Source organism: Acinetobacter sp. YH1901141 (assembly GCF_013416935.1).
In the GTDB taxonomy this organism is placed as follows: domain Bacteria; phylum Pseudomonadota; class Gammaproteobacteria; order Pseudomonadales; family Moraxellaceae; genus Acinetobacter; species Acinetobacter towneri.
Genome location: NZ_VPEY01000014.1, coordinates 55,203 through 81,804, shown reverse-complemented (window position 1 = coordinate 81,804; position 26,602 = coordinate 55,203). Strand labels below are relative to the sequence as shown.

The 26,602-nt window shown below is 40.9% G+C and carries 22 protein-coding genes and 2 pseudogenes; 9 read left to right on the top strand and 15 right to left on the bottom strand.

Going from position 1 to position 26,602, the window contains the following annotated elements; genetic code table 11:
• Positions 1-117: pseudogene (locus tag FTV52_RS09350) on the top strand (transposase); the annotation flags it as partial.
• Here the strand turns inward: FTV52_RS09350 and FTV52_RS09345 are convergent.
• A complete protein-coding gene (locus FTV52_RS09345; protein ID WP_373683420.1) occupies positions 79-477 on the bottom strand; it encodes a PD-(D/E)XK nuclease family protein in 399 nt (132 codons plus the stop codon). The pseudogene FTV52_RS09350 and the gene FTV52_RS09345 sit on opposite strands and share 39 nt — an antisense overlap.
• A 114-nt stretch (positions 478-591) precedes the next feature.
• Complete coding sequence (locus FTV52_RS09340; RefSeq protein ID WP_179990680.1) at positions 592-2,295, bottom strand: M61 family metallopeptidase; 1,704 nt, start codon at positions 2,293-2,295, stop codon at positions 592-594.
• A gap of 204 nt (positions 2,296-2,499) precedes the next feature.
• On the opposite strand from FTV52_RS09340, the gene FTV52_RS09335 reads away from it, so the two are divergent.
• The 3 genes from FTV52_RS09335 (at position 2,500) to FTV52_RS09325 (ending at position 6,273) form a co-directional block, all read left to right on the top strand.
• A complete protein-coding gene (locus FTV52_RS09335) occupies positions 2,500-3,810 on the top strand; it encodes a D-alanyl-D-alanine carboxypeptidase family protein (RefSeq protein ID WP_179988814.1) in 1,311 nt (436 codons plus the stop codon).
• Between the two features lie 283 nt (positions 3,811-4,093).
• Positions 4,094-4,576 carry a peptidylprolyl isomerase gene (gene slyD / locus FTV52_RS09330; protein ID WP_096901865.1) on the top strand — a complete coding sequence of 161 codons (483 nt, stop codon included), beginning with the start codon at positions 4,094-4,096 and terminating at the stop codon, positions 4,574-4,576.
• 254 nt (positions 4,577-4,830) lie between these two features.
• Positions 4,831-6,273, top strand: coding sequence for a deoxyribodipyrimidine photo-lyase (locus FTV52_RS09325; protein WP_179990678.1), 1,443 nt, complete (start codon positions 4,831-4,833; stop codon positions 6,271-6,273).
• Positions 6,274-6,355: 82 nt separating this feature from the next.
• On the opposite strand, the gene yaaA is transcribed toward FTV52_RS09325, so the two are convergent.
• Entirely contained in the window at positions 6,356-7,135 is a 780-nt protein-coding gene (gene yaaA / locus FTV52_RS09320) for a peroxide stress protein YaaA (RefSeq protein ID WP_179990676.1), read from the bottom strand.
• 450 nt (positions 7,136-7,585) lie between these two features.
• On the opposite strand from yaaA, the pseudogene FTV52_RS09315 reads away from it, so the two are divergent.
• Positions 7,586-8,331: pseudogene (locus FTV52_RS09315) on the top strand (IS5 family transposase).
• A 74-nt stretch (positions 8,332-8,405) separates the two neighbouring features.
• On the opposite strand, the gene FTV52_RS09310 reads toward FTV52_RS09315, so the two are convergent.
• The 5 genes from FTV52_RS09310 to FTV52_RS09290 all read right to left on the bottom strand — a co-directional run bounded on the left by FTV52_RS09310 (position 8,406) and on the right by FTV52_RS09290 (position 14,925).
• Entirely contained in the window at positions 8,406-8,771 is a 366-nt protein-coding gene (locus FTV52_RS09310; RefSeq protein ID WP_004972981.1) for a hypothetical protein, read from the bottom strand.
• Positions 8,772-8,906: 135 nt separating this feature from the next.
• Entirely contained in the window at positions 8,907-11,153 is a 2,247-nt protein-coding gene (locus tag FTV52_RS09305) for a bifunctional prephenate dehydrogenase/3-phosphoshikimate 1-carboxyvinyltransferase (protein WP_136144523.1), read from the bottom strand.
• 3 nt (positions 11,154-11,156) lie between these two features.
• On the bottom strand, positions 11,157-12,248 hold the full coding sequence (gene hisC / locus FTV52_RS09300) for a histidinol-phosphate transaminase (protein WP_004972978.1): 1,092 nt from the start codon (positions 12,246-12,248) through the stop codon (positions 11,157-11,159).
• Between the two features lie 73 nt (positions 12,249-12,321).
• Positions 12,322-13,431, bottom strand: a complete 1,110-nt coding sequence (gene pheA / locus FTV52_RS09295) for a prephenate dehydratase (protein ID WP_004972976.1) — start codon at positions 13,429-13,431, stop codon at positions 12,322-12,324.
• A 351-nt stretch (positions 13,432-13,782) separates the two neighbouring features.
• Complete coding sequence (locus FTV52_RS09290) at positions 13,783-14,925, bottom strand: acyl-CoA dehydrogenase family protein (protein ID WP_131261776.1); 1,143 nt, start codon at positions 14,923-14,925, stop codon at positions 13,783-13,785.
• A gap of 240 nt (positions 14,926-15,165) precedes the next feature.
• On the opposite strand from FTV52_RS09290, the gene FTV52_RS09285 reads away from it, so the two are divergent.
• Positions 15,166-16,176, top strand: a complete 1,011-nt coding sequence (locus FTV52_RS09285; RefSeq protein ID WP_096901857.1) for a glycosyl transferase family protein — start codon at positions 15,166-15,168, stop codon at positions 16,174-16,176.
• A gap of 84 nt (positions 16,177-16,260) precedes the next feature.
• On the opposite strand, the gene FTV52_RS09280 is transcribed toward FTV52_RS09285, so the two are convergent.
• Together FTV52_RS09280 and FTV52_RS09275 are read right to left on the bottom strand one after the other, a co-directional pair.
• Complete coding sequence (locus FTV52_RS09280; protein ID WP_004972971.1) at positions 16,261-16,530, bottom strand: YeaC family protein; 270 nt, start codon at positions 16,528-16,530, stop codon at positions 16,261-16,263.
• Positions 16,530-17,447, bottom strand: coding sequence for an NAD(+) kinase (locus tag FTV52_RS09275; RefSeq protein ID WP_207973958.1), 918 nt, complete (start codon positions 17,445-17,447; stop codon positions 16,530-16,532). Before FTV52_RS09275 ends, FTV52_RS09280 begins: the two co-directional genes overlap by 1 nt.
• Before the next feature lie 179 nt (positions 17,448-17,626).
• Between FTV52_RS09275 and mrcB the strand changes: the two genes are divergently transcribed.
• Both mrcB and FTV52_RS09265 read left to right on the top strand, forming a co-directional pair.
• On the top strand, positions 17,627-20,020 hold the full coding sequence (gene mrcB, locus FTV52_RS09270) for a penicillin-binding protein 1B (protein ID WP_004972968.1): 2,394 nt from the start codon (positions 17,627-17,629) through the stop codon (positions 20,018-20,020).
• A 72-nt stretch (positions 20,021-20,092) separates the two neighbouring features.
• Positions 20,093-20,611, top strand: coding sequence for a hypothetical protein (locus FTV52_RS09265; RefSeq protein ID WP_096901888.1), 519 nt, complete (start codon positions 20,093-20,095; stop codon positions 20,609-20,611).
• 74 nt (positions 20,612-20,685) lie between these two features.
• On the opposite strand, the gene FTV52_RS09260 is transcribed toward FTV52_RS09265, so the two are convergent.
• A complete protein-coding gene (locus FTV52_RS09260; protein WP_179990675.1) occupies positions 20,686-21,585 on the bottom strand; it encodes an NUDIX domain-containing protein in 900 nt (299 codons plus the stop codon).
• Positions 21,586-21,723: 138 nt separating this feature from the next.
• Here FTV52_RS09260 and hemP point away from each other — a divergent pair, with 138 nt between their 5' ends.
• Positions 21,724-21,894 carry a hemin uptake protein HemP gene (gene hemP, locus FTV52_RS09255; RefSeq protein WP_004972965.1) on the top strand — a complete coding sequence of 57 codons (171 nt, stop codon included), beginning with the start codon at positions 21,724-21,726 and terminating at the stop codon, positions 21,892-21,894.
• Between the two features lie 111 nt (positions 21,895-22,005).
• Here hemP and FTV52_RS09250 read toward each other — a convergent pair whose 3' ends face one another.
• From FTV52_RS09250 to FTV52_RS09235, 4 genes are all read right to left on the bottom strand, one after another.
• Positions 22,006-23,355: a HAMP domain-containing sensor histidine kinase gene (locus FTV52_RS09250; protein WP_004972962.1), complete on the bottom strand. Its 1,350-nt coding sequence runs from the start codon at positions 23,353-23,355 to the stop codon at positions 22,006-22,008.
• A 17-nt stretch (positions 23,356-23,372) separates the two neighbouring features.
• Entirely contained in the window at positions 23,373-24,035 is a 663-nt protein-coding gene (locus FTV52_RS09245) for a response regulator transcription factor (protein WP_004972960.1), read from the bottom strand.
• A 143-nt stretch (positions 24,036-24,178) separates the two neighbouring features.
• Positions 24,179-24,535 (bottom strand): NirD/YgiW/YdeI family stress tolerance protein, encoded by a 357-nt coding sequence (locus FTV52_RS09240; RefSeq protein WP_179988821.1) that lies wholly within the window; start codon positions 24,533-24,535, stop codon positions 24,179-24,181.
• A gap of 111 nt (positions 24,536-24,646) precedes the next feature.
• Complete coding sequence (locus FTV52_RS09235) at positions 24,647-26,404, bottom strand: GspE/PulE family protein (RefSeq protein ID WP_179990673.1); 1,758 nt, start codon at positions 26,402-26,404, stop codon at positions 24,647-24,649.
• Between the last annotated feature and the right edge of the window lie 198 nt (positions 26,405-26,602).

The window sequence follows — 26,602 nt, the reverse complement described above, 5'->3', positions numbered from 1 at the left end:
TGGAAGCAGATGAAATATTATTGGCGAGATTTTCAAGTCATGACAGCTGATAAAATAGAGCAATGGGTGGAGAGAGTATCAAACCAATTCGGAAAAGAATACATGTTTACTTTTTAATGACAGCTTACAAAATTCATTCTTTTTAGATAAAAACAATAAATCTATATTTTGCATTTCCCTATGAATTACGAGGTCATCAAAATCTAAGTGAACAAAATCAAAAACAGATAAACCTGACTTATTACCTAAATTTTGAAATTCATTTTCTTTAAAATATAATTTTATAAACTCTTTTAATACAAAATCTCCTAATTTATGAGTTTCTGCAGGATCAAACAGCCATGCTAAAAAATTTGAATGCTGTAATTCTCTGTGTGAAACTCTTAAAATTTCCATAAGATTGACTTCTTCATTTACTAAATTCTGCAAACTATTGAAGTCATCATCTAATATCAGCTCTTTTAACTGATATTCCACCTCATTTCTCATAACTTAAGCCTTGGTCCCTCTTAAGCATTACACTTAGTTACTTTCTTAATATTTTTATTAAAAGTAAACCGATGCAAAAGCATCGGTTTACATTTTTTATGATCAACCTTTCAACCACTGCTCTACTTTTGCCTGATCTGTAACATTTAATACCACTTCTGGCAATTCAATCTGCGCAGCATATAGCTCAAAAGTCATCAACTCATCACGGCGGAACGCATGAACAGTATAAATTGCATCCTGTTTGGCATATCGCTCAAGGGATTTTACCGTAGCTTTTAAACCATCAATCGCAATAATCACATCAAGCGCAGAAAGTCCTGCTTTTGCCGCAGCACCTTCACGATGTGCAGTTTGTACCAATATCCCTTCAGGTTTATCTGCCAATTTCAAACCAAATGGCAAAGACTTATCCTGTTTTAGCTGATAATCAATCCCGAACTCAGGCAATAACTGATCGAGCGGCAATTCATCAGTCGTGTTGATTAAATGGTGGATTTGCTCCGACCAATCATCCCCAGTTAATTCTTTGCATAAATCAAAGATGGTGCGCTCATGTACTTGCATGCCCTGTTGCGCATTGGCATACAATTTCTGCATTAAGGCATCTAAGCTTGAACCACGTAAGCGCAAGCCCAAATCTAAACATAAAGCCACCAAACAACCTTTGTTATAGTAGCTGGTTCCTGCATTGTTCGAGTTTTCATCTTGACGATAGAACTTAACCCAAGCATCAAAACTAGATTCTGCTACCGTTTGAATCGCACGACCCGGATTTTGCAAATAACGATCAATTTGTGCTTTGAGCAACTCCAAATAAGCCGCCAGATCAATTACACCACTACGCAGCAATAACAAATCATCGTAATAAGACGTAAAGCCTTCAAAAATCCATAACAGCGATGTATAACCTTCCTGATTCAGATCATAATTCACAAAGCTTTCAGGACGAATGAATTTCACCAACCAACTATGAAAATACTCATGGCTGCACAGACCTAAAAAGCGCTGATAATCTTTAGAAGGTTGTTCAGGTTCGTTAGCTTTCGGCAAATCATCACGAGGTGTAATTAAACTGGTACTGTTTGGATGCTCTAAACCGCCATAGCTATTGCCTGTTGCCATGGTCATAAAGGTATAGTTTTCAAATGGCGCAGAACCAAACATGGTAATTTGTGTAGCACAAATTTTTTCAATATCTTGCTGCATACGCGCAGCGTTCATTGCATGTTTGCCCGAAACCACAAATTCGTGTGGAATATCTGCTGCGGTAAAACTAAAACGGGTTTGTTCTGCCAATTCAAACGGTGCATCAATCAGTTCGGCATAGTTTTTGGCTTTTAAGGTATAACGCCCTTTCACCAAACTTTTTGCTGCCAAACCTGTCGCAAGCTGAAAATGCTTCAGCTCGTCTGGTAAAAATAATTCAACTTCAATAGCTTTATCTTCTTGCCCATCTAAGCCCAAACAGGCACAGGCAGGATTGACGTATAAACGGGTTTGATCGACATAAGCGCCACGCACTGACAAATCATAAGCGTAGACATCATATTCCACCGTAATCAATTCATGATCGGTGTTAAATAAGCGCCATTTATTCTTTTCAAATTTCTGAATTTTGAGGATACGCCCCGCTTCATCATAAGCACGTACCGACTCAAGATGTTTGGAAAATTCACGAATTAAATAGCTGCCTGGAATCCAAGTGGGTAGAGATAAAACCTGAGTAGGATTAGCCAAAAAACGCACGGTGACATGAATAAGATGCTGACGATAATCGTCAAATTCGATTTGATAATGCAACATAATGGGCAATACAAAATGTATAAATAAGAACTTGGCAACAAGCTTAACATTTTTTTAGCAATTGATGCGTCAAGATGAGATTTGTCTGCATTTATGGGTAGCCATCTGAGCAAAAAAGGCATAGCATTCCCTAGTCAATTGTTATTGTTTTTGCCGCTTAAAACCATTGTGACACCAATGGATTGGTGTAAATAAGGAACTTCTTTGAAACGTGTTATCTATCTGATTGCGGCGCTCTGCTGGCTCTGCAGCGCAATCACGCATGCCGCATTATTGAATATTCAAGCTGAAAGTGTCGAAGCCGAAGCATGGGCAATTTTAGACCCACAATCTGGGCAAGTGATTGCAGAACACAATAGTCACGTACAACGTGCACCTGCTTCACTCACTAAAATGATGGTGGCTTATATTGTGCTGAAAGATATTCAGGCAGGTAAATTAGACCGACATGAAATTTTGACCGCAACACCTGTGGTAGAACAAGTGATGTGGGATGAATCACAAATGTATCTAAAAGCAGGTGAGCAGATTTCGGTAGATCAGCTATTGGCAGGCTTAATTATTATGTCTGCTAACGATGCTGCACTCACTTTAGGTGAACGTGTTGCAGGTGGTGTGCCGCAGTTTATTGCCCGAATGAATCAGGAAGCGCAAGCTTTGGGTATGCAAGACACACATTTTCAGAATCCGTCTGGTGTGACTATGCCTAGTCATTATTCTTCTGCGGCAGATATGGCACGTTTAGCACAAGCGATAGTGACTGAAACACCCGATTATTTGGCTTATTCAAAACAAACTAGTTTTACCTACAATCAGCACTTTCACCGTGCGACCAATATATTATTAAAACAAGACCCAAGTGTAGATGGGTTAAAAACAGGCTTCACCAAAGCTGCAGGCTACAACCTCGCCTTAACTGCAAACCGCCCAACATTGGATAGTGCTGCACCTGAGCGTCGTTTAGTGGTGGTGGTGATGGGAACCAAGAGTGCGCAAAAACGTGCTGAAGTGGCACATCAATTATTAAATTTAGCTTATAGCTATACCCGTAATGAAGTCGCGATTAAACCCAAACAAATGATTGCAGAATTGCCTGTGGTGAAATCGACCTTACGCATGTTTAAGATTGAAAGCAGTCAGCCAAAGTTTGTGACGACATCATTGTATGAACAGCCATATGCAATTAACTTGTCGCAGTTTGATCAAAGTACTCAACGTCTACAACTTGTGAATGCACAGGGCGAATTAGAAACACTTGAACCTGCACAGCGTACACAAACGCATGTCAATATTGAATTGTCTGAAAAGTTACTGACTGCGCCATTGGCACAGGTTATGAAACTGGCAACCGTACACGTTTATCAAAATAATCAATTGATTAACAGCTTTGCAATTGAAGAACAGGTCAACATTGTTGAAGCCAATATTTTTGAAAGAATCATGATGTGGTTTGGCAGTTTGTTTAATTTCTTTAGCCATCAACCTGTAGAAGATGAGAAAACTTCACTCGGTTAGAAGCCGATGATCCTCAAGAATTAAATATCACCAAGATGGGCAATGTCCCATCTTTTTTATTGTCATCTACACATCATACAAAGGGCTTAAAATGAGCCTGCAATAAAATCTGCAAATTTATAGGTATGACGCACAAATTTGCATTGAAATTATAAAAATTGCCCCGATTAACTAAAAAATGTCATAAAAAACTCGGAAAAGTGAAGAATTTGCAGAAATGTCTATAACAAATTCCACGTTTCACTTTATGATGTACCCTTAAAAAATTGAATGGATCAATAACATGACTGCTATTGCAAATGACCTCGTGGTTTCTTTCCACTACACATTGACTAACGCAGAGGGTGAAACTCTCGACAAATCTCAAGGTGAACCACTTGCCTATTTGCATGGTGCAGGTAATATCATCCCTGGTTTAGAAAAAGCGTTAGAAGGTAAAACAGTAGGTGAAAAATTTACTGTAAACGTACCTGCAGCTGAAGGTTATGGCGAATACAACCCAGACTTAGTACAAGAAGTTCCTGCACAAATGTTCCAAGGTGTAGACAACATCCAAGCAGGCATGCAATTCCAAGCGCAAACTGATGATGGCGTTCAAATCGTAACTGTAAAAGCAGTTGAAGGCGACAACGTAATTGTTGATGCAAACTTCCCACTTGCTGGTCAAGATTTAACGTTTGAAGTTGAAATCATTGAAATCCGTGAAGCTTCTCAAGAAGAATTAGATCACGGTCACGTACACGGTGCGGGTGGTCATCACCACTAAGATCAGTATTGACCGAAGCAAAAGGCAAAGTATTTTTACTTTGCCTTTTTTGTTTGTCATTCTAAAATTCAGGATAAGCACATGACTGAAAGATCCTTTCAGGCAGACTATTGCGGAAAGATCATTACAGGAAAAATCAACACAGCACATTGTCGTTTTATTGGACAATTAAACCCTTCGCATTTAAGACAATTTTACCCAGTCATGCTTATAATGAAGTCACCTTTCTAGCGCTCACATCAAGCATTCTTCCCATGCAAAACTATAATTTAGTTTGGTTCCGACAAGATTTAAGAATTTCAGATCACACCGCACTTTGGCATGCTAGCCAAGTAGGAGCTTGTATTGGCGTAGTGATTCTTTCGCCTCAGCAATATCGTTTGCATCACGATGCGCCCATTAAAATTGACTTTTATTTGCGTCAATTAAATGCACTAAAAGACGAACTCGCACAACTCAATATCCCACTGATTGTTCAAATTACACCATCTTGGACTGACATTGCACAAATGCTGCTCCAACTATGCCAAACATTAAAAGACTCACATCCGATTCAAAATATTTATGCCAATATTGAATTAGGAGTGAATGAACTAAAACGTGATCTTGAAGTTCAACAAACCTTAAACCAACACGGTCAGGACTTGATTTTGTACCATGACCGTACGCTTTTTCCTGTGGGTACGGTGCGCAATCAGAGCATGAAACCTTATCAGGTATTCAGTGCATTTAAAAAGTATGCCTATCAACAGTTGAGTGTCAGTATTCCGCGTTGCTTTCCTCTGCCACAAGCTCAAACGTCGATTCAACTTCCTGAACAATATCTCTCTACTGTACCAAGTTTAGAACACTTAGGTTTCGACCCACTTCCAACGGCACAACAAAATTTATGGGCAGTCACGGAACAACATGCACAGCAATTGTTGGATGATTTTACGCGTGAACAAATGCAAGATTATCAGCAACAGCGTGATTTTCCAGCGTTGTCTGGTACCAGCCAATTATCTGCGTATTTAAACTGTGGCATTCTCTCCATTCGGCAATGTCTGGCTGCGGTTTTTGCGCATTCACAAGGACATTTTCATCTTGAAAATACAGGGCAACAAACTTGGTTAGATGAGTTACTGTGGCGTGAGTTTTATCAACATATTTTGTTTGATTATCCCAAAGTTTCAAAGCACCGCCCTTTTAAAGATCAGACCGCACAGGTGGCGTGGCGAAATGATCCTGCAGGTTTAGCAGCATGGCAACAAGGAAAAACAGGCATCCCCATTGTGGATGCAGGCATGCAACAACTTTTGCAAACGGGCTGGATGCATAATCGAGTCAGAATGATTTGCGCAATGTTTCTGTGCAAAAACCTGTTAATTGACTGGCGCTTGGGCGAACAGTGGTTTATGCAACATTTAATTGATGGTGATTTGGCTGCCAATAACGGTGGCTGGCAATGGTGTGCCTCGACTGGTACAGATGCAGTGCCCTATTTTAGGATTTTCAACCCTGTGAGCCAATCACAAAAGTTTGACCCCAATGGTGATTATATTCGCACATGGCTACCTAAACTGGCTCATTTAGATGCCAAAAATATTCATGAACCATATGCGAAAAATCCAAATCTAAAACTGGATTATCCGCATCCAATTGTAGATTTAAAACTTAGCCGATTACGTGCCATAGAAGCCTTTAAACAGCTTTAAGAGTACAAACAGGAGATTGGTCAGTCTCGCCCCCATCTGCCATAGGTTAGCATGATGGGAGATTCAACGATTAAACCGACAGTTAGGCGGCTTGCTCGTCACGTTTAAAGACCAATTCGCCTTTTAAAGAACTGTCTGCATCGAAATAATAACCTTCACTATTGAATGCTTTTAAGTCTTCTGCGCGTTCTAATTTATTCTCGATGATAAAACGTGCCATCAAACCACGGGCTTTTTTGGCATAAAAACTGATGACTTTATATTTACCATTTTTCTGATCTAAAAATACAGGTTTAATAATTTCAGCCTGAATTTTTGCTTCCTGCACCGACTTATAATATTCATCGGAAGCTAGATTCACCAATAATGCCGACTGGTTATGTTTTAAATCTTGGTTAATTAAATTGGTGATGATATCGCCCCAGAAACGATACAAATTTTCACCGCGCGCATTATGCAACTTAGTGCCCATTTCCAAACGATACGGCATCATTAAATCCAATGGACGCAATAAGCCATATAAGCCAGAAAGCATGCGCAAGTGTTGTTGAGCAAACTCAATCTCTGCAGCAGATAAACTATAAGCATCTAAGCCTGTGTACACATCACCTTTAAAGGCAAACATGGCCTGACGTGCATTGGCAAGATCAAACTCTGCTTGCCAGTCACGAAAACGCTCGACATTCAAAGTGGCAATTTTTTCACTGACACTCATTAAACTGGCAATTTCTGTAGCAGAAAGTTTACGTGCTACATCAATTAACTCTTGTGAATGTTGAAGTAATCTAGGTTGAGTATATTCATCGCTTGGTAATGCAGTTTCATAATCTAAAGTCTTGGCTGGAGAAATTAAAGCGAGCATAAACCACCTAAATAAAAAATACTGCGCTCACTATAGCAGCAGCTTTCAACAAACTCCAATGCGTGTTTTTGTTTAACCCTATCGGAAAAACACGTTGCGTTGTATTGCTAGAAGATGATCTCTTAGATCAATCCAACGTGGAGGCTGAGGTGCTTTTATTTCAGTGTCTGCTTTAAAAAAACATTGATTCACTCTGATCAGTTGAGCTTATTTTTTTTATAGTACTTGCAACATTTCTCTAGGCAATAAAAAACCCACTTAACTCTCCCAAATTAAGCGGGTTAAATAAAAATTATTTTGTTGTATTGTTCTTGCTGCTTAATATACGGTTGCGATGTGTCATTTAGATGACATTTCAATTAAAAAATGAATAGGATCTGTTGACATTTGCTGTATAAAAAAATAGCGAGATAGTAAAATTCAATCGCCAAACCAAATTCACTACTCGCTATACCTCGTACAATGTTGAATGATCAACACTGGTCTAAGTTAAAAGCTATTCTCGCAATTTTAATATTTATCTCAAATCAAATTTGAGAAATTTTTTTGAGGCAATCCTATATCGTATTAGAACAGGATGCCCTTCGAGAGATTTACCCGAGGTTTTTGGTAATCCAAACTCAATTTTTAAAAAGTACAATCGCTGGTCTAATAAAGATAAGATAATGAAAATATTTAAAATATTCTCAGAGAACGCTGATCGTGAATGGATATTTATTGATGCTACTCATGTTAGAGCACACCAACATTCAGCAGAAATCCCTAATCAGGATATTTCAAAAAGTGTTGGGGGTAATAATTCTAAAATTCACTTAGCTGTTGACTCTCACGGTAACCCGATCGAATTTATTATTTCAGATGGAACCACCCATGATGTCAAAGTTGCCCCTATTTTAGTCGAACAATTAGATTTAACTGACACTGAAATAGTCTGTATGGATAAAGGCTATGATTCTGAAATATTAAGAGAGCAGATTAAAAATTAAAGTGCTAAAGCGAATATACCGAAGAAATCAAACACGAAATCAAGTAATGATCATATGGACTGGTATTTATATAAAATCAAGCACTTAGTTGAGAATGCTTTTTGCCGTTTGAAGCAATTCCGAGGAATTGCTACACGGTTTGATAAACTAAAGCGAAACTTTCGAAGCGCAGTTGCCTTAGCTTGTATTTATCTGTGGCTGCCTTTATGAAATGTCAACAGACCCTATTTTTAATTTAAAAATCAAGTATAAATTTTAAACATCCAACGTCTTTGCAGCTTGGTTTAACCTTTCCATTCAAACTCACTAAAAGATTGGTCTTCTTTCAGAGTATTTTCTACCGCTTGCGCCAATTGATTTAATAAACTTTGCTCGGTAATTCGTTCTAGCCAGTCTTGTTCCTCATTTGGGTATGAAGTAATTTCACAAACAAGATGCCCATCTTCACCACGGCTTTGACAGTTTACTGCCAAAGGCAGCGCATGTTGATCTACACTTACAGCGACTTGTGCACCACTCTGCGGCAACGTTTGAAAGCCATAATGAGATAAGTTTTGTGAAAGTAAATTCGCCACATAATTCTGTGCCAGAGTGCAATCTTGTAACTCTTGTTTATTTTCACAATTCGCCATAAATTTTAATTTGCGCATGCTCGAACCCAAAGGCTTTTTTCTTGTATGGGTTTAGCATAAGCAATAAAACGCAAACAGCCAAGCAAAAGCTTGGCTGTTTCAGCATAAAGTCTAGGCTTTGCGACTCTTCATCGCAGCCCCTATCGTTTTGGCTTATTCTGTCACTTGAATATTCAGACCTGCCACACCTGCAAGCTCAGTAAAGGTAGGGAAACTTGTTGCTACTGTTTCTGTACCTACAATTTTAATTTCACCAGAAGTACGCAAGCCTGCCATAGAGAAACTCATGGCGATACGATGGTCATGATGTGATTCAATCTCGCCGCCTGTAAATATCGCTGACCAGTCGCCTGCTTTGCCTTTACCCTGAATGATGATGCCATCGTCAGTTGGTGTGCAGTCAATGCCCATGGTTTTTAAACCATCTGCCATCACTTGAATACGGTCTGATTCTTTTACGCGCAATTCTGCAGCACCTGTCAGTACAGTTTGACCTTCAGCACAAGCTGCAGCAATGAACAATGCAGGAAATTCATCAATCGCCAATGGCACTTGATCTTCAGGAACATGAATCCCTTTTAAAGTACGTGAACCACGAATACGAATATCTGCAATTGGTTCACCGCCTGCAATACGTTCATTTTCCACGCTCAGGTCTGCACCCATTTGTTTCAGAATTTCAATCACACCTGTACGGGTTGGGTTAATGCCCACCGCTTCTAAGGTTACATCTGAATTTTCTGTAATGGCTGCACCCACCATGAAGAATGCCGCAGATGAAATATCAGAAGGTACTTGAATATCTGTACCCACCAATTTACCGCCGCCTTGCAATGAAATACGGTTACCTTCAGTTTTCACTTCATAACCAAATGCACGTAACATACGTTCGGTATGGTCACGCGTTGGTTCAGGCTCAGTCACTGAAGTTTCACCTTCTGCCCAAAGCCCTGCCAATAAAATACCTGATTTCACCTGTGCAGATGCCATTGGCAAATCATAGTGAATACCTTTCAGCGCTTGCGCACCTGTAATCGATACTGGCGGTGTGCCACGTTCACCCGTCGTTTGAATTTGTGCACCCATTTCACGCAATGGTTTAGCAATACGTTCCATTGGACGCTTGGTCAATGACGCATCACCTGTCATAACAGAATCAAACTGCTGTGCAGATAACATGCCTGCCAACAAACGCATAGATGTGCCTGAGTTGCCCATATAAATTGCGCTTGCAGGTGCTTTTAAACCTTGCATGCCTACGCCATGAATGGTGACTTCACCATTTTTAGGGCCTTCAATGCTCACACCCATATCACGAAATGCTTGCAAAGTCGCCAATGCATCTTCACCTTCAAGGAAACCTGTCACATGCGTAGTGCCTTCGGCAATTGCACCAAACATAATGGAACGATGTGACACAGATTTGTCACCCGGTACGGTAAATTTACCTTGGAAAGTCTTAGCACCCGGCAAAATCGTAAATTGTTGTGTCACGTTATTGTTCTCCATAAAAGGTTTCTTGGCGAGCATATGATTAAAATGCTGTCGTGCCGCTTGTGCATGTCCAAGCAAGCCCATTAAAGCATGCGAGTCTTCTTGTTCAATCAGTTGGCGAATAATCGCGAGTTGACTTTCAAAGCCATCCACCGCTTTTAACAATGCAGTTTTATTGGCCAAGAAAATGTCATGCCACATTTGTGGATCGCTGGCAGCAATACGTGAGAAGTCACGAAAGCCACCTGCAGCATAGCGGAAAATGTCTAAATTATCTTCCCGATTTGCCAATTGTTCGACCAAATTAAAGGCCATTAAATGTGGAAGATGACTGGTATACGCCAATACCTCATCATGTTTTTCCACATCCATGCAAATTACTTCGGCTTTGGCGCTTTCCCACATTTGAATCAGTTTATTGACTGCCCACGGCGCACTGCTTGGCAATGGTGTCAAAATGACTTTGTGATTGGCAAATAAATCAACCTTGCCTGCATGCACGCCTGTATGCTCTGCCCCAGCAATTGGATGCCCGGGTACAAAACCTGCAGGTAAATGTTCTCCAAAAACCGCTTTGGCTGCAGCCACGACACTGCCTTTGGTGCTGCCTACATCGGTCAGAATTACATTATCTGCCAAATGTGGCTGAATTAATCGCAAGACTTTTTCTGTGGCTTGCACAGGTAGCGCCAACACCACTAAATCTGCGCCTTGTACCGCATCTACAGGATTGTTAAAGCCTTGTTCAATTAATCCTAATTCCAAAGCATCTTGCAGCGTTTTTTCAGAACGGGTCGATGCCACAATATGCCGACTTAAGTTTTCTGCCAGCATTACACGTGCCAAACTCGAGCCTATTAGCCCGAGTCCGATAAATGCAACTTTTTCAAACAATGGTTGCGCCATGTTTTATGCCTTCGCTTCCTTGCCCAATACTTTGGCTAATGCACGCAGGAACTTGGCATTTTCTGCTTCTGTGCCAATTGAAACACGTAAATGGGTCGTAATACCCACAGGACGTACAATTACACCTTCTTTCAATAAGGCATTAAAAGTTTGACCCGGATCGGCTTCTACATCTACCAAAATAAAGTTAGCACGTGAAGGCACATAATTCAGACCCAATGCTTTAAAGCCTGCTTCCAATTGCGCCATGCCTGCTTTGTTGGCAATACGTGATTTTTCGATAAAATCTTCGTCTTTTAATGCCGCAACCGCAGCCACCATTGCCAAGTGATTGACGTTAAATGGTTGACGAATACGGTTTAAATAATCGGTCACTTCTGCAGAAGCTAAAGCAAAACCAACGCGCAGCGCCGCCAAACCATAGCACTTAGATAAAGTACGGCTCACGATTAAGTTTGGATATTGCTCAAGGAATTTAAGGCTATTGAAGTTCTCTGGAAAATATTCCACATAGGCTTCATCTAATACCACAATCACCCGTGCAGGAACTTTTTGCATAAAGGCTTCAAATTCAGCCTCTTCAAACCATGTGCCTGTTGGGTTATTTGGGTTGGCAATAAAGATTAACTTGGTGTTGTCTTGAATTGCTGCCGCCATAGCATCCAAGTCATGTGAAAAACCTTTGGCAGGCACTTCAATCGCTTGAGCATTAATCGCTTGCGTTACCAAAGCATATACTGCAAAGGCATGTTGGCTGTACAACACTGAATCTTGATCTGAAACGAATGCGCGAGCAAACATTTCTAGCAAATCGTTTGAACCATTACCCAAAGTAATACGGTCATGCGCAAAGCCAAATTGTTTTTGAATTTGGTCTTTTAAAATAAAACCACCACCATCTGGATAGCGACCAATTTCAGCAATTTCTGCTGCAACGGCTTCTTTGACTTTGTCTGAACAGCCCAATGGGTTTTCATTTGAAGCAAGTTTGACGATATCTGTAATCCCCAACTCACGCTCAAGTTCACTGATTGGTTTACCTGGTTGATAAGGCTTTAACTTCGAGATGCCTTCATTGGCTGGGACAAACGACATTTTACACTTCCAGTTGACTAGGTGGTGAATGTGGCGCGCATGACAAACATGCACATCACTGAATTAAATACGATTACAACACGGCAGCAGGATAAGAACCCAAGACACGAATTTCTTTCACCAATGGACGGATTTCTTCAATCGCTGCACGGACATTGTCTTGCTCGACATGCCCTTCTAGGTCAATGAAGAATACATAGGCCCATTTTTCAGGCAAGGCAGGACGTGTTTCAATACTGGTCAAGCTAATATTGTGCTTCGCAAATGGTGCAAGAATCTCAAGCAATGCCCCTGCGCGGTCATGTGCAGACACCAACAATGAAGTTTTATCATTGCCACTTGGTGGAACTTTCTCACGACCAATCACCAAGAAACGTGTGGTATTTTCTGGGTTATCTTCAATATTGCTATGTAAAATTTCGAGTTCGTAAATATTGGCCGCAATTTCAGAAGCAATTGCAGCAGAATGCCATTCATTACGAATACGGCGCGCTGCTTCTGCATTGGAGCTGAGTGCCACACGTTCTACACCTGGATAATGTACATCTAACCATTTACGGCATTGTGCCAAAGTTTGCTGATGCGCATAAATTTGTTTAATGCTGTCTTTACGAGTGTTTTCTGACACAAGGAATTGGTGATGAATACGCAATTCTACTTCACCAATCACATTTAATGGCGATGATTTAAAGCAATCTAAAGTATGGTTCACCACACCTTCAGATGAGTTTTCGACAGGTACTAAACCATAGTGTGCACTGCCTGCTTCCACTTCACGGAAAACTTCATCAATAGTAGGCAAAGGACGCACAATCGCATCTTGACCAAAATGTTTAAGTACTGCGGAATGCGTATAAGTACCAATTGGCCCTAAAAACGCAATACTTTGTGGCGCTTCAAGTGCCAAACATGCCGACATAATTTCACGGAATAAACGTGCCATGGTCACATCAGACAACGGCCCTTCGTTGCGTTCCATAACATTACGTAAAACTTGCGCTTCACGTTCAGGACGGTAAAACAACGGGCTCTCTTCTGCTGCAAATTTTGCTTTCGCCACCGCTTCAGCAAGTCGTGCTCGACGGTTAATCAGCTGCTGAATCTGTTGATCTACAGAGTCAATATCTTCACGGATTTTAGCGAGATCAAGAGAAGTCGTTGTGTTCTGATCGTCTTGGATCATTGTTATGTCGCCCTTCATAAACATTTTGCAAATAGTATAACAATAGTTAGCTTTCAAATGTTGCGCAATACAACTTTCAGTGTTTCAGATTTAAAAACATACAGTTGATCAAAGCATCACCAATCTATACATTTAAGCCGCAACTTTGCACAACGTACCGCTTAAAACTGGGCAACTATGCTTTTCTTTTTTGCATCTCTAATTCTAAGCGGTGTAATTTTATTTTTAAGTGTAATTATCAATCAGCTCATTGCTTTTAAGTCTGATCAAATTCATAAAAAAAGAGCCAGCACTGGGCTGACTCTGGAGATGATCCTTGATCTTTATTCAATTGGACTTTTAGGCATTGTTTTAACGCCCCAATAAACCACGCGCGACAATTTCTTTCATAATTTCATTGGTTCCACCGTAAATTCGCTGGATTCGCGCATCGACAAAGAAACGAGAAATCGGGTATTCCGTCATATAGCCATAACCGCCAAACAGTTGCAGCAATTGATCGGCAATTTTCATTTGCATATCTGTCGCAAAGCTTTTTAAAGCGGCTGCAGTTTCGACGTCCAGTTTGCCCTGCATATACAATTCGACGTTTTGATTATAAAAAGCAGCGGTTGCCAATTCATCAATTTTAGCCTGTGCCAAAACAAAACGGGTATTCTGGAACTGACCAATGGCTTGTCCAAACGCCTGACGCTCTTGCACATATTGTGTGGTCACATCAATTGAACCTCGAATAGCACCCAATGCAGTAGCTGCAATCGCAGTACGTTCACGTGGCAATTCTTGCATTAAATAGGCAAAACCATGCCCTGCCTGTCCTAACAATTGATTTTTCGGCACTTTGACATTGTCGAAGAATAGCTCTGACGTGTCTTGTGAATGCAAACCAATTTTTTCCAAATTGGTGCCTTTTTTAAAGCCTTCCAAGTGAGTATCGACCAACATGAGCGACACGCCTTTGGCACGTGCTTGCGGATCTGTTTTTACTGCCAAAACCACTAAGTCTGCATGCTGACCATTGGAAATAAAGGTTTTAGAACCATTCAGTACATAATGATCTTCTTGCAAAATGGCGTTGGTACGCATGGCTTGTAAGTCTGAACCCGCACCTGGCTCGGTCATGCCAATTGCACCAACCACTTCACCCGACACCATTTTAGGCAGCCAGTATTGTTTTTGTTCTTCTGTACCAATATGCAAAATGTACGGCGCAGCGATTTCAGAGTGACAGGAAATACCTGTAGAAAGTGCGCTATAACCTGCACGTGCCGATTCTTCGACCAACATTAGGGAATAATGCGTTGGAACACCATAGCCGCCATATTCTTCAGGCACATCAATACATAAAAAGCCATTTTCACCTAACAGATTCCACACGCTGCGCGGCATGATGCCCTCACGTTCCCACGCAGCATAATGCGGTGCAATATGCTCCTGCATAAAACGTCGAAAGTTATCTCTAAATAATTCTAAATCAGCATCATAAGCCAGCATATCCAATCCTTTATTTTTCAATTGTTGTTTTCAATAGTATCCATGCTATGCATTTTTATACAGGCTGTCATGTGTTATCCCTACAGATTGTCTTACTTTACAGTCAAACTTTAGTCGTCATTTCAGATATGCAATGAAACTTGTGGCAGCTCGTACAAGCTGAAGCTGTGAATAGTGCTGCAAACTGTTGCCGAAGTTTATACACTAGTATACTAACTAAAGATGTGTGTGAACTCGCTTATGCCAAATACAAACCCCAATAAAAGAAATATTTATAAAGATGCAGAACATCCATTCGCACAATTTATTCGAATTATTGGCAAAGGCAAAACAGGCGCACGTTCACTGACCTATGACGAGGCCTATCAAGCTTTTTCTATGATTTTGCGCAATGAAGTGTTGGATGTGCAATTGGGTGCTTTTTTAATGTTGCTGCGTGTGAAGGAAGAATCTGTAGAGGAGTTGGCAGGTTTTGTACAAGCTACCCGTGATCAACTGCAATTTAAACCGCTTCAGGTCGATTTAGACTGGTCATCTTATGCAGGTAAACGCAGACATTATCCGTGGTTTTTATTGGCAGCGCTGACTTTAGCAAAACATGGCTATAAAGTGGTGATGCATGGTGCTTCTGGGCATACCATCAACCGTTTATATACCGAACAAGCACTGCAATATTTAGATTATCCAATTTGCCAAAATGACCTAGACGTTGAGCAACAATTAGCGCAGCGTAATTTTGCTTATTTACCTTTAGATGTTATTTCACCGATTTTGAGTGAGTTGATTAATTTACGCAATGTGATGGGTTTACGTTCTCCTATTCATACCCTTGCCCGTTTAATCAATCCATTTAATGCCAAAGCCACCATGCAGGCGATCTTCCACCCCGCTTATCGCAGCTCGCATCAACAAGCCGCATTTCAGTTGGGTTATCAAAACAGTGCAGTAATTAAAGGCGAAGGCGGTGAATTTGAGCGCAACCCCGATGCCAAAACTTTAATTTGTGGCATCAAAAATGGCGCTTTATATGAACACGAACTGCCTAAACTGACCGATAACCGTAGCCCTGTAGAAGAAGAATTGGATTTGGCAGTATTTAAAGCCGTCTGGCTAGGTCAGCAAACTCATGAGTATGGTGAAGTCGCCATTACTGAAACCATGGGTATTGCTTTATATACCATGGGTGTTTGTGATGATTATGCGGCAGCAATGCAAAATGCACAGCAGCTTTGGCAAAATCGTCACAACTAAAACGTCATTGAAGATACAAAAAAAGACACCCATCTCAGGTGTCTTTTTCATCTTTCAATTTTCATGAAAGCAGTTTTGCATCATTTAAACAAAACGAATCGGTTTAAATTCTTCATGCTTGTGATGATCGTCATCACACTGCTCGCCTTCTTCTTTAGTGCCACGGTCAATATAGCCACTACGCTCAGTTTCAGGCAGGTTTTTCATTTCCCACGCATACACTGCTTGCATACAAATTTGACGTTGCTCTTGGGTCAGCGCAACACCGTTTGGCCACTTGCCAATTTCAATTGCCGTTTTTAAACGTCCAACAATTTCAGGATCGAGTACGGCAAGCATTTGTTCAATATTCATCATTCATCCTGCTGTTGCATTGATTCAAAATCTTGATTCCACCCTAATTTGGTACGACATGCCATATAGAAGTCATAACCTGGTGGATGTAATAAATTTAATTTATAAGGATGTTTGCGGATATGCAAACTATCTCCGACATTTAATGAAACACTATGTTGACCGTCAGCACTAACCATCGGCAACACACGGTTTTCACGAATATTGATTTTAATTTCGCTGTGTCCACCCACCACAATTGGGCGTGAAGACAAGGTATGTGGATGCATAGGCACCAATGCAATTGCATCCATGCTCGGATGTACAATTGGGCCACCACCCGACAAAGCATAAGCCGTTGAACCTGTTGGGGTCGAAACGATTAAACCATCACTGTGCTGACGATAGACATATTGCCCATCAATATTCAGTTCAAAGTCAATCATGTGAACCGACTTACCCGAATGTAGCACCACATCATTTAAGGCAATCGCTTCATAAATGATTTCACCTTTAGAGCGCACTTCCATTTCCAATAAAAAACGACGGTCTGACTGAAAATGTCCTTGCAAAACCTGATCGAGTTTAAAGATTACTTCTGTCGGTTTAATATCGGTTAAAAAGCCTAAACGCCCACGGTTCACACCAATTACAGGGGTATTGTATTTAACCAAAGCGCGCGCTGCGTGCAGCAATGAACCATCCCCCCCCACCACAATCACCAAATCGACCACTTCGCCTAATAAAGCACGGCTGACTGTTTGGGTGTTGTTATAAGGTACAAGTTGAGCAGTGTCAGAATCAAAAACGGGATGCAAACCCAATCCTAAAATATGGTCGTGAATCAGACATAATGTTTCTACGACAGAATATTTGTCTGGACGGCCAATCAGTCCAATGTTCCGAAAGTTCTTATGTGAAATTTGCACCTGCGATATCGCTCCGCTACGATTCGACGCCTATCATAGCACTAACCTAGTTGATTTAAAAAAACTTTAAAACTACATTTCTGCTCAATTTTATGACGATATTTTCCCTTCAGTCACAGATTAATTATTGCAAATTCAGTAAAAGCTTCGCATGATTAGCAAAATTTATCAGGATCTTATCGCGATTTATGAAGTCTGAGCGTGGCATAGGCATAATTGCATTACTATTTTGCATCATCGTTATTGGTGGATTTATTGCATTTAGTATCTACTTGATTCGTCTGGATAATATTGTCAGAGACAAATTTGAAGGACAGCGTTGGGATATTCCAGCCAAGGTTTTTGCACGCCCGTTAGAAGTGTATAGCAATGCACCTGTCAGCCAGACCGACTTTACTCAAGAACTGAAACTGCTTGGCTATAAAAATACAGATAATTATGCTAAATCAGGCAGTTATGTCAGCGATGGTAATACTTTATTTGTGCATACCCGTGGTTTTGACTTTGGAGACAGTGTCGAACCTGAACAGGTTTTAAAAGTCAGTTTTGCCAACAATCAAATTAGTGAAGTGAGCGCCACCAAACCATCTAATACAGGTATTGCACGTTTAGAACCGATGTTGATTGGCGGAATTTATCCACAGCACAATGAAGATCGTGTGCTGATTAAACTGAATAAAGTACCTAAACCGCTGATTGAAGCCCTTATTGCCACTGAAGATCGTAATTTCTATCAACATCACGGCGTTTCAATTCGTGGTACTGCACGTGCTATTGTCAGCAACGTCACTGGTGGCAAACGTCAGGGTGGTTCTACCCTTACGCAGCAATTGGTGAAAAACTTTTATTTAAGCCCAGAACGCACCTTAAAACGTAAGGCCAATGAAGCACTCATGGCCATGCTGATTGAACTACATTACAGCAAAGATGAAATCTTAGAAGCCTATTTAAATGAGGTGAATTTAGGTCAAAACGGTAACTATTCTATTAATGGTTATGGTCTAGCTTCACAGTTTTATTTTGGTATGCCGTTGCGTGAGCTAAACATTTCACAACAAGCCTTTTTGGTCGGTTTGGTACAAGGTCCATCATTATATAATCCTTGGCGCAACCCTGAAGCTGCCAAAAAACGTCGTGACATTGTACTAAACAATATGTTGGTGATGGGTTATTTAAACCAAGAACAATATGAAAAAGAAACTGCGCGTCCCTTAAATGTCATTACAAAACCGACCATTGGCCCTGCCCGTTTCCCTGACTTTTTAGATATTGTCCGCCGTCAATTACGTACTGAATATCAAGAAGGAGATTTGACCAATCAGGGTTTGCGTATCTTCACGACGCTTGATCCGATTGCACAAACCAACGTACAAAATGCTTTTAAAGCATCGGTTGAGCGTTTAAGCAAAGCCAATCCAAAGCGTTTAAAAGAATTACAAGGCGCGGTGCTAATTTCTCATCCTGAAAATGGCGAGTTAGTGGCAGCGGTAGGTTCTACGCAAGATTTTACGGGTTTTAACCGTGCCTTGGATGCCAAACGTCAAGTTGGCTCACTGCTCAAACCAATTATTTATTTAAGTGCGATTGAGTCTGGTCGATATAACTGGGCAAGTCCTGTAGAAGACAGCCAAATCAGCATCCCAATTGATGGTAAATCTTGGACACCACGTAATTATAGCGGCAGCGATCATGGGATTGTGTCTATGTCACAAGCCCTATCTCAGTCTTATAACCTATCTGCAGTTCGTTTGGGACAGGAGTTTGGATTATCTACCTTCCGTAATCACCTCATTAAATTTGGTGTACCAAGTGATGCGGTTCCGCAATATCCATCTATTTTCTTGGGTGCAGTAGATTTATCGCCTATGCAGGTGATGGATATTTATGGCAACTTTGCCACTGGTGGTTTTAAATATCCGACCAAAGCGATTCGCACCGTAGTCGATGCCAATGGACGTTTACTGGATCGTTATGGTTTAACCGTACAACAAACTATTGATCCTTCTGCCGCCTATATTTTGAATTATGGCTTACAGCAAGTGATGAGTTCTGGTACAGGTCGTTCAGCTTACAATAGCTTATCGACAGATTTAAAATTGGCAGGTAAATCAGGTACAACCAATGATACTCGTGATTCATGGTTTGCGGGCTATTCAGGCAATTATTTAGCCGTTGTATGGCTTGGTTTGGATGATAACAAAGTCACAGGCTTAACAGGCTCGTCTGGTGCTTTGCCTGTCTGGAGTAATGTGATGCAGCAATTGCGTCAAAAACCTGTCAACTTACGTCAGACTGAACAAATTCAATGGCATTGGATTGACCGCAGTTCTGGGCATTTATCTGCACAAGGCTGTGAAGGTGCGATGTATATTCCAGTGAATCGTAATAATGTACCACGTCAGGCAACCGCATGTGGTTTTTCACACTATCAAGTTGAACCCGTTTACCAACCCGATACTGAAACTCAACAAGCAGCTCCTGAAACCAGTGACAGTATCGAAAATTATATCCGTGAAACTGAACCTGTATCAGATGACAATACCGATGGTCGTGTCATCTCAAGCGGCAGTTATATCAATTAAACTTGAGGATATCGATTGGTTACGCTTATGAAATTATCACGTTTAAGACAGGTTTTTTTCACCACATTCGCTATGGGTGCGATGGCAACGATTGTAGCTTGCCAGAGTTTACCTGAACCGCCTGCTCCTCAGCCTGTGCCTGAAAAACCTAAAACTGTGACGACACCAGAAGGTGTGGTGATTCGTCCTTATGAACGTGAAGAAATTAAGCGTCAATCGTTGCAAGTGGTGGTGCCACAACAAACCGTGCAACAAAAATTAGAGGATGGTCGTAGTTTGCCTGCTTTTCAAAAGTTGATGCAGCAAACCCAGACCGCTTATAAACAAGGTCAATTCAATCAGGCCGAAACAGCAGCTTTGCAAGCGCAGCGACTTGCCCCGCAAGCGGCTGAAACCTATTTATATTTGGCTTTAATTGCCAACCAAAAAAAGCAACCTGCCAATGCAGAAGCCTTGGCACGTCGTGGTTTAAGCTATGCACAAAGCGATGCCATGAAACGTCAATTGTGGTTAGTCATTCAAAAAGCAGCACAGCAACAAAATAATGCCAAAAGCCTTGCGCAAGCCCAACAAGCTTTGAAGGATTTGTAAGGACGATGATTTAATAAACTAAAAATCGCTGAGTGTAATTACATCAGCGATTTTTTATTTGTCAAACCAGAAATTCAAATAAAACGTACGCCTGCAATGCCATAGGCATGATGCTGCTCTGCCGTAGCAAAATCATCCTGAGTTAAGCCACCCAAAGCAAAAACAGGAATATCGACAAACTCAGCAATCTGTTGGAATTTTTCCCATCCTAAAGGTGTGGCATCATGATGCGTAGTAGTTGCTAAAACAGGGCTGAGCAAAATTGCTTCACAGCCAATTTGCTGTGCATGTTGTGCCGAAACAATGTCATGACATGCTGCAATATAACGCTGCCCGACTTTTAAATCGCCCTTTTGGAATTGCATTAGTTGCGATTGTTTCAAATGAATTGCTGCAATCGCGTGTTGCTGAATCGTATTTAATTGCTTCCACAATTCCAAATTGATAATCACTTGCCCCAGTTGCTCAATGCAATATTCTGACAATTCAACCTTGCAGGCAGCATTGGGCTCAACCCGCCAATACAGCAGTTTTTGCTTAGGCAAATTTGCTAAATGTTTTAAATCTTCACTGACTTTAATAGCCTGTTGCCACGCCAGTCGTTGCACAATTGCACGATTGGCTTGCGGAAAATTCAGCTCTAAAAGTTGCGGACGGCTAAACCATGTCCAAGGCACTTGAATATCTTTTAATAAAGCCGCAGGTACAGCAGCCTGAAAAATATGCAGATTGACAATCACATCATCATATTCATGGCAAATAATATCAAAGGCATGCCAATGCTGTATGCCAATACCAACTTCTTCAAACACCTCACGGCGGCAGGCATCTACAGGAGTTTCGCCTGCTTCCACTTTTCCACCAGGAAACTCGTGTTTATTGCCCTGATGTTGTTTGGCTTCGCGCCAACCCACTAACACTTTGTTTTGATGAAATAACAGCGCAATTGCCACATGAATATTTGGCTTGGACATGAACCCGTTTCCTTTTCTGCAATGTACGTTTAACTGCAAATTGTAGACTTTTATAAAATCAAAAATAATCCGTTGACAGGCTTATATGATAATGATTATCATTTAAAACAATTCTTACACACCACGGAGTAACTCAAAATGAACGCCCCATTTAATTTATTTTCACGTCATTCAGACACTCAGCATGCCCTACCTATGTTACATTCAAATAACTTGTTTGCGCTAGGACGCGAAATTCGTATTTTGCATGCAGGCGAAGAATATCGTTTACGCTTAACCCGTAACAATCGTCTTATTCTCACAAAATAATTAAAATAATCAACACAATAATAAACGTGGAAACAGCAGTATGAATCAGCGCATACTGCTTTTAAGTTCTGACTTGTCTAATTTTAACTTGCTTCCTAAAACCAATCATATTTACAACTGGGCTTTAGGCAACAAAATACGCACTTTTAAACCACCTTGTTCAGCACGTGAAAATTCAATTTTTCCTGCATGCAACTCTATAATTTTCTTACAAATCGACAGTCCTAAACCAGAACCTTGAGTTTTACTGCCTAAAGCACGGTAAAAGCGTTCGCCCAAACGTGCCAAAACGTCATCAGTCACTGCATGACCATTGTCGGCGATGCAAATTTCCTGCATCAATTCATGCGGTTTCGCTTCAATCCAAATACGTCCTTGAGGTGCTGCATAACGCACTGCGTTGTCAATCAAGTTGCGCAGGCAGCTAAATAGCAATTCAGGATTGCCTTGCACTTGTATCGGTTGAATATCTGACTGAATCTGAATGGCTTTTTCCTGAATAAACGGCGTCAGACTTTGTAAAACTTCCTGCACCAAGTCTGCTATAGATACCGCACTTTTATTTAACGATGCCGCATCTGTCGGGTCTAAACGTGCCAATAACAGCAAATTTTCCAATACTTGTGTACCACGACTGACATCACGCTGAATTTGCTCTAAATCTTGTGCCAACTCAGGTTGTTGTTGGTATTTACGTTTTAGCACCTGCAAACGCAATTGAATGGCAGATAAAGGAGAGCGTAATTCATGCGAAGCATCTGCTGTAAATCGCTGTTCTGCAATTAAAGACTGCTCTACTCGCCCCAACAATTTATTCAATTGCTGCAGCATGGGTTGCAGTTCTTTCAATTCAGGTTGTGTGGGGATAATTGGCGTCAAATCATGTTGATTTTTTTCTGCAATTTGTTGGGAGAGTTGCTGAATCCGCTTAAATTGACGACCAATCATAAAATGCACAATGGCCCATTGCAGCAACCACAACAGCAATAAAATAGCGGCATAACCTAAACTGGTTGCAGCAATTTCCTTGAAGCGATATTTAAGCGGCTGCGCGACAATCACATGCAAGCCATCTTCCTCTGCCACATAGCTGCGCCAAATTTGTCCATCTTGCCAGTGAAATGAAAAACCATGCTCAGATACCACGGCAAGCTGAGACAAGTGAAGCTGAGAAATGTCATGTTCATCTTCAGAGGTAGTCAAAATCAGATCATCTAACCCCAATTGATAGGCAATATGAAATTGCTCACTCAACTCATCGACCTGATTGCCTGCATGGTCACGCAAGTCTGCTCGCAGCAACATATCGGCTATTTCATCCATAATGTCATCATGCACGCGCATGGTCTGATAACTGGCAACCGCCAATAATAAAATCAGGGCGAGTCCACCCGCCAAGACCGAACTTAAAACGGAGCTTTTAACCAGTTTGGACTGTAAAGAAATGACCTGTTTAGACATGCGGAGATCAAACTGAATTAGTTATCTTGCTGCATACGATAGCCTAAACCTCGGATGGTTTTAATGCGGCTACTGCCAATTTTTTTGCGTAATTGATAAATAAATACTTCAATCGCATTACTTTCAATTTCATCGCCCCATGCATATAAAGACTCTTCGAGCTGTTCACGAGTCACCACATGCTGCGGGTTTTGCATCAGTTTATGTAAAATCTGGAATTCCTTGGCCGTTAAATTGACCTGTTGATCATCCACTTTCACTTGTTTGCTTTGCGTATCTAAAACCAAGTTGGCAAATTCAAGCTGCTGTGTCGGATGACTTTGCGCACTGCGTAACTGACTGCGTACCCGCGCCGATAGTTCTTCAAGGCTAAACGGTTTGACCAAATAATCATTGGCACCTAAATCAAGTCCCTGTACCCGATCTTGAATACTATCGCGCGCAGTAATAAAAATAACAGGTGTGTCCTGTTGCTGCTGTCGTAAAGCGTGCAGAATTTCATCACCGCTATTTTTAGGCAACCCACGGTCTAACAACACACAATCATAATGATGCTGCTGAATCGCTAAAATGGCATGATCACCACGTTCAACCCAATCGACATTATAACCATCCATTTCCAGCCAAGTTTTTATACTTTCTGCTTGCGATACATCGTCTTCAGCCAAGAGTAAGCGCATATCTTCCTCTGTTATTTATGCTTCAAAATTTTATGATTTCAAAATACTTTACATGATAAAACCACATACACCTTACAGCGTATGTGGTTTTTGAGTGAAATCAGTTTTGTGTAGCAACTAATGCTGTTTTACACAGCGTAGATTTAGAAACGAACTTGATCCACATCTATTTCAATACGTTTTGTAGGCTTGTGATCAATATCCACTTCACCAATTAAGGTAACAGGCGTTTTGGCAGAAACTGCTTTGCCATTCCATAAGTCATCATCAATATCGACCGTAATAGTGCCTGTGTTATCACGGAACTGATATTTTTCATCACCAATAGATTTCACCACATAACCTTTTAACTGCACTTTGCTGTCATCTTTCAGGCTTAAAGCTTGTTTTACAGTTACATTTTGATGTAGTGCTTGGGTGTTAATGCTGTCGTTTGCCATGGTGATTGAAGCCATTGCCATTAAACCTGCCATCAACATTGCTTTCATTGTAAATTTCATTGCTTCACCTTTTTGTGTTGCTCATTTCGTTATGGTGATTAAAACAAAGCAAGATGAGCTGAATCTTAAGATTTCCATTTTTTAAAATTCATCGTAAAAAGTTTGAATCTGCTAATTTAATGGCACGACTCGCAACACTTCCTCTAAAGTGGTCATGCCTTCTAAAACTTTGCGTGCGCCTGCAATACGCAACGGTTCAATGCCCTCTTTTTTAGCTTGCTGACGTAATTCATTTAAATTGGCATTGGCGCTGATGAGCTGTTTGGTATCTAAACTTAACGGCATAAACTCATAAATTCCGACCCGACCTTTATAGCCCGTTTGACGGCATTCATCGCATCCAACAGGTTTAAACACTTGTGCAGGCATTTCCATAATGTAATCGAAGGTCAAATGTTCCCAATCTTTTTCATTTATTGAGCCTTCTTGCTTACAATGCGGACACAGTTTACGCACCAAACGCTGTGCCAAAACGCCTAAAATTGTGGCAGCTGTCAAAAATGGCTGTACGCCCAAATCATGCAAACGAGTCAAACTTGAAGGCGCATCATTGGTATGCAGTGTCGATAAAACCAAATGCCCCGTCAGTGCCGCTTGAATTGCCATATTTGCGGTATCCTGATCTCGAATTTCTCCGACCATAATAATGTCAGGGTCTTGACGCATTAAGGCACGCACACCATCGGCAAAACCTAAATCAATTGCAGTATTCACCTGCATTTGGTTAAAACTCGGTTCTAACATTTCAATCGGGTCTTCAATGGTGCAGACATTGACTTCATCGGTAGCCAATTGCTTTAGCGATGAATACAGCGTGGTGGTTTTACCCGAACCTGTAGGGCCTGTAACCAAAATAATGCCGTGACTATGTGCAGTCAGGGCATGCCATTCATTCAACAAACGACTATCAAAACCCAATTGCTGAAAACTGCGTACCAATACTTCTGGGTCAAAAATACGCATCACCAGTTTTTCGCCAAACGCCGTTGGTAAGGTCGATAAACGCAGTTCAGTTTCTTGTCCTTTTGGAGTTCGGGTTTTTAAACGTCCATCTTGCGGTTTACGTTTTTCGGCTACATTCATACGCCCTAAAATTTTAATCCGTGAGATGACTGCGGTAAGCGTATTGGCAGGCATGTTATAGATGGTGTGCAACACGCCATCAATACGAAAACGTACTTTGCCTGTGTCTTTACGTGGTTCGAGGTGAATATCGCTTGCGCCTTGTTCAAAGGCAAATTGCAGCACCCAATCGACCAACTTCACAATATGTTGATCATTGGCATCTGGGTTTTGGGTATCGCCCAATTGCAATAAAGCCTCGACCCCTTTATTTTCACGGTCGTGTGCAGAAGATTTTTGTGATGAATGTACTGCACGACTCACTTGGTAATATTCAATCAAATAGCGCTGTAATTGATCTGGGCTGAGTAAAACCCGCTGAATTTTTTTGGGCAATAAACTATGTTCTAAGTTGGCAACCCATTCTTTTTTATAAGGTTGATCTGTCGCAATTAATACCGCATCTGCAGTCACTTCCACCGCTAAAATACGGTTACGCAGCGCAAATTCCTGCGACATCACAGCAGTTAAAGCGGCAACATCGGCTTTTAACGGATCAATAATATAGAATGGCAAGCCTGATTTATCAGCCAGCCATTGGCATAAACGGTTTAAAGTTAAAGTGGTTTGGGGATGACTTTGATCGACCAAATTAAAGTTGGCAATCCATTGTAACGGATGCCATTTTAATTGATCACGTTGACGATGCGTGGTTTGTACCAAAGCCTGATCACGTTCGGTAATTTTACGATCTTTGACTAATTGTTCTAAGCACCAAGTACTGTCTATTTCAAAATTAAAATTCATTGTTATATGCCCCAAAATCTGGGTTTACTATAGCAGAGTTTGCTTTCAGGGCTGAATGACTTCTTTAATACAGTAATCTTGTATGGTTCGATTAAGCCATAATTTTAGAGTGAAAATAGATTCATAAATGGCGATAAACACAATTCAAATATATGATGTTTAAAATAACACCTTGTATTTGGAATGTTGCTGTGGATT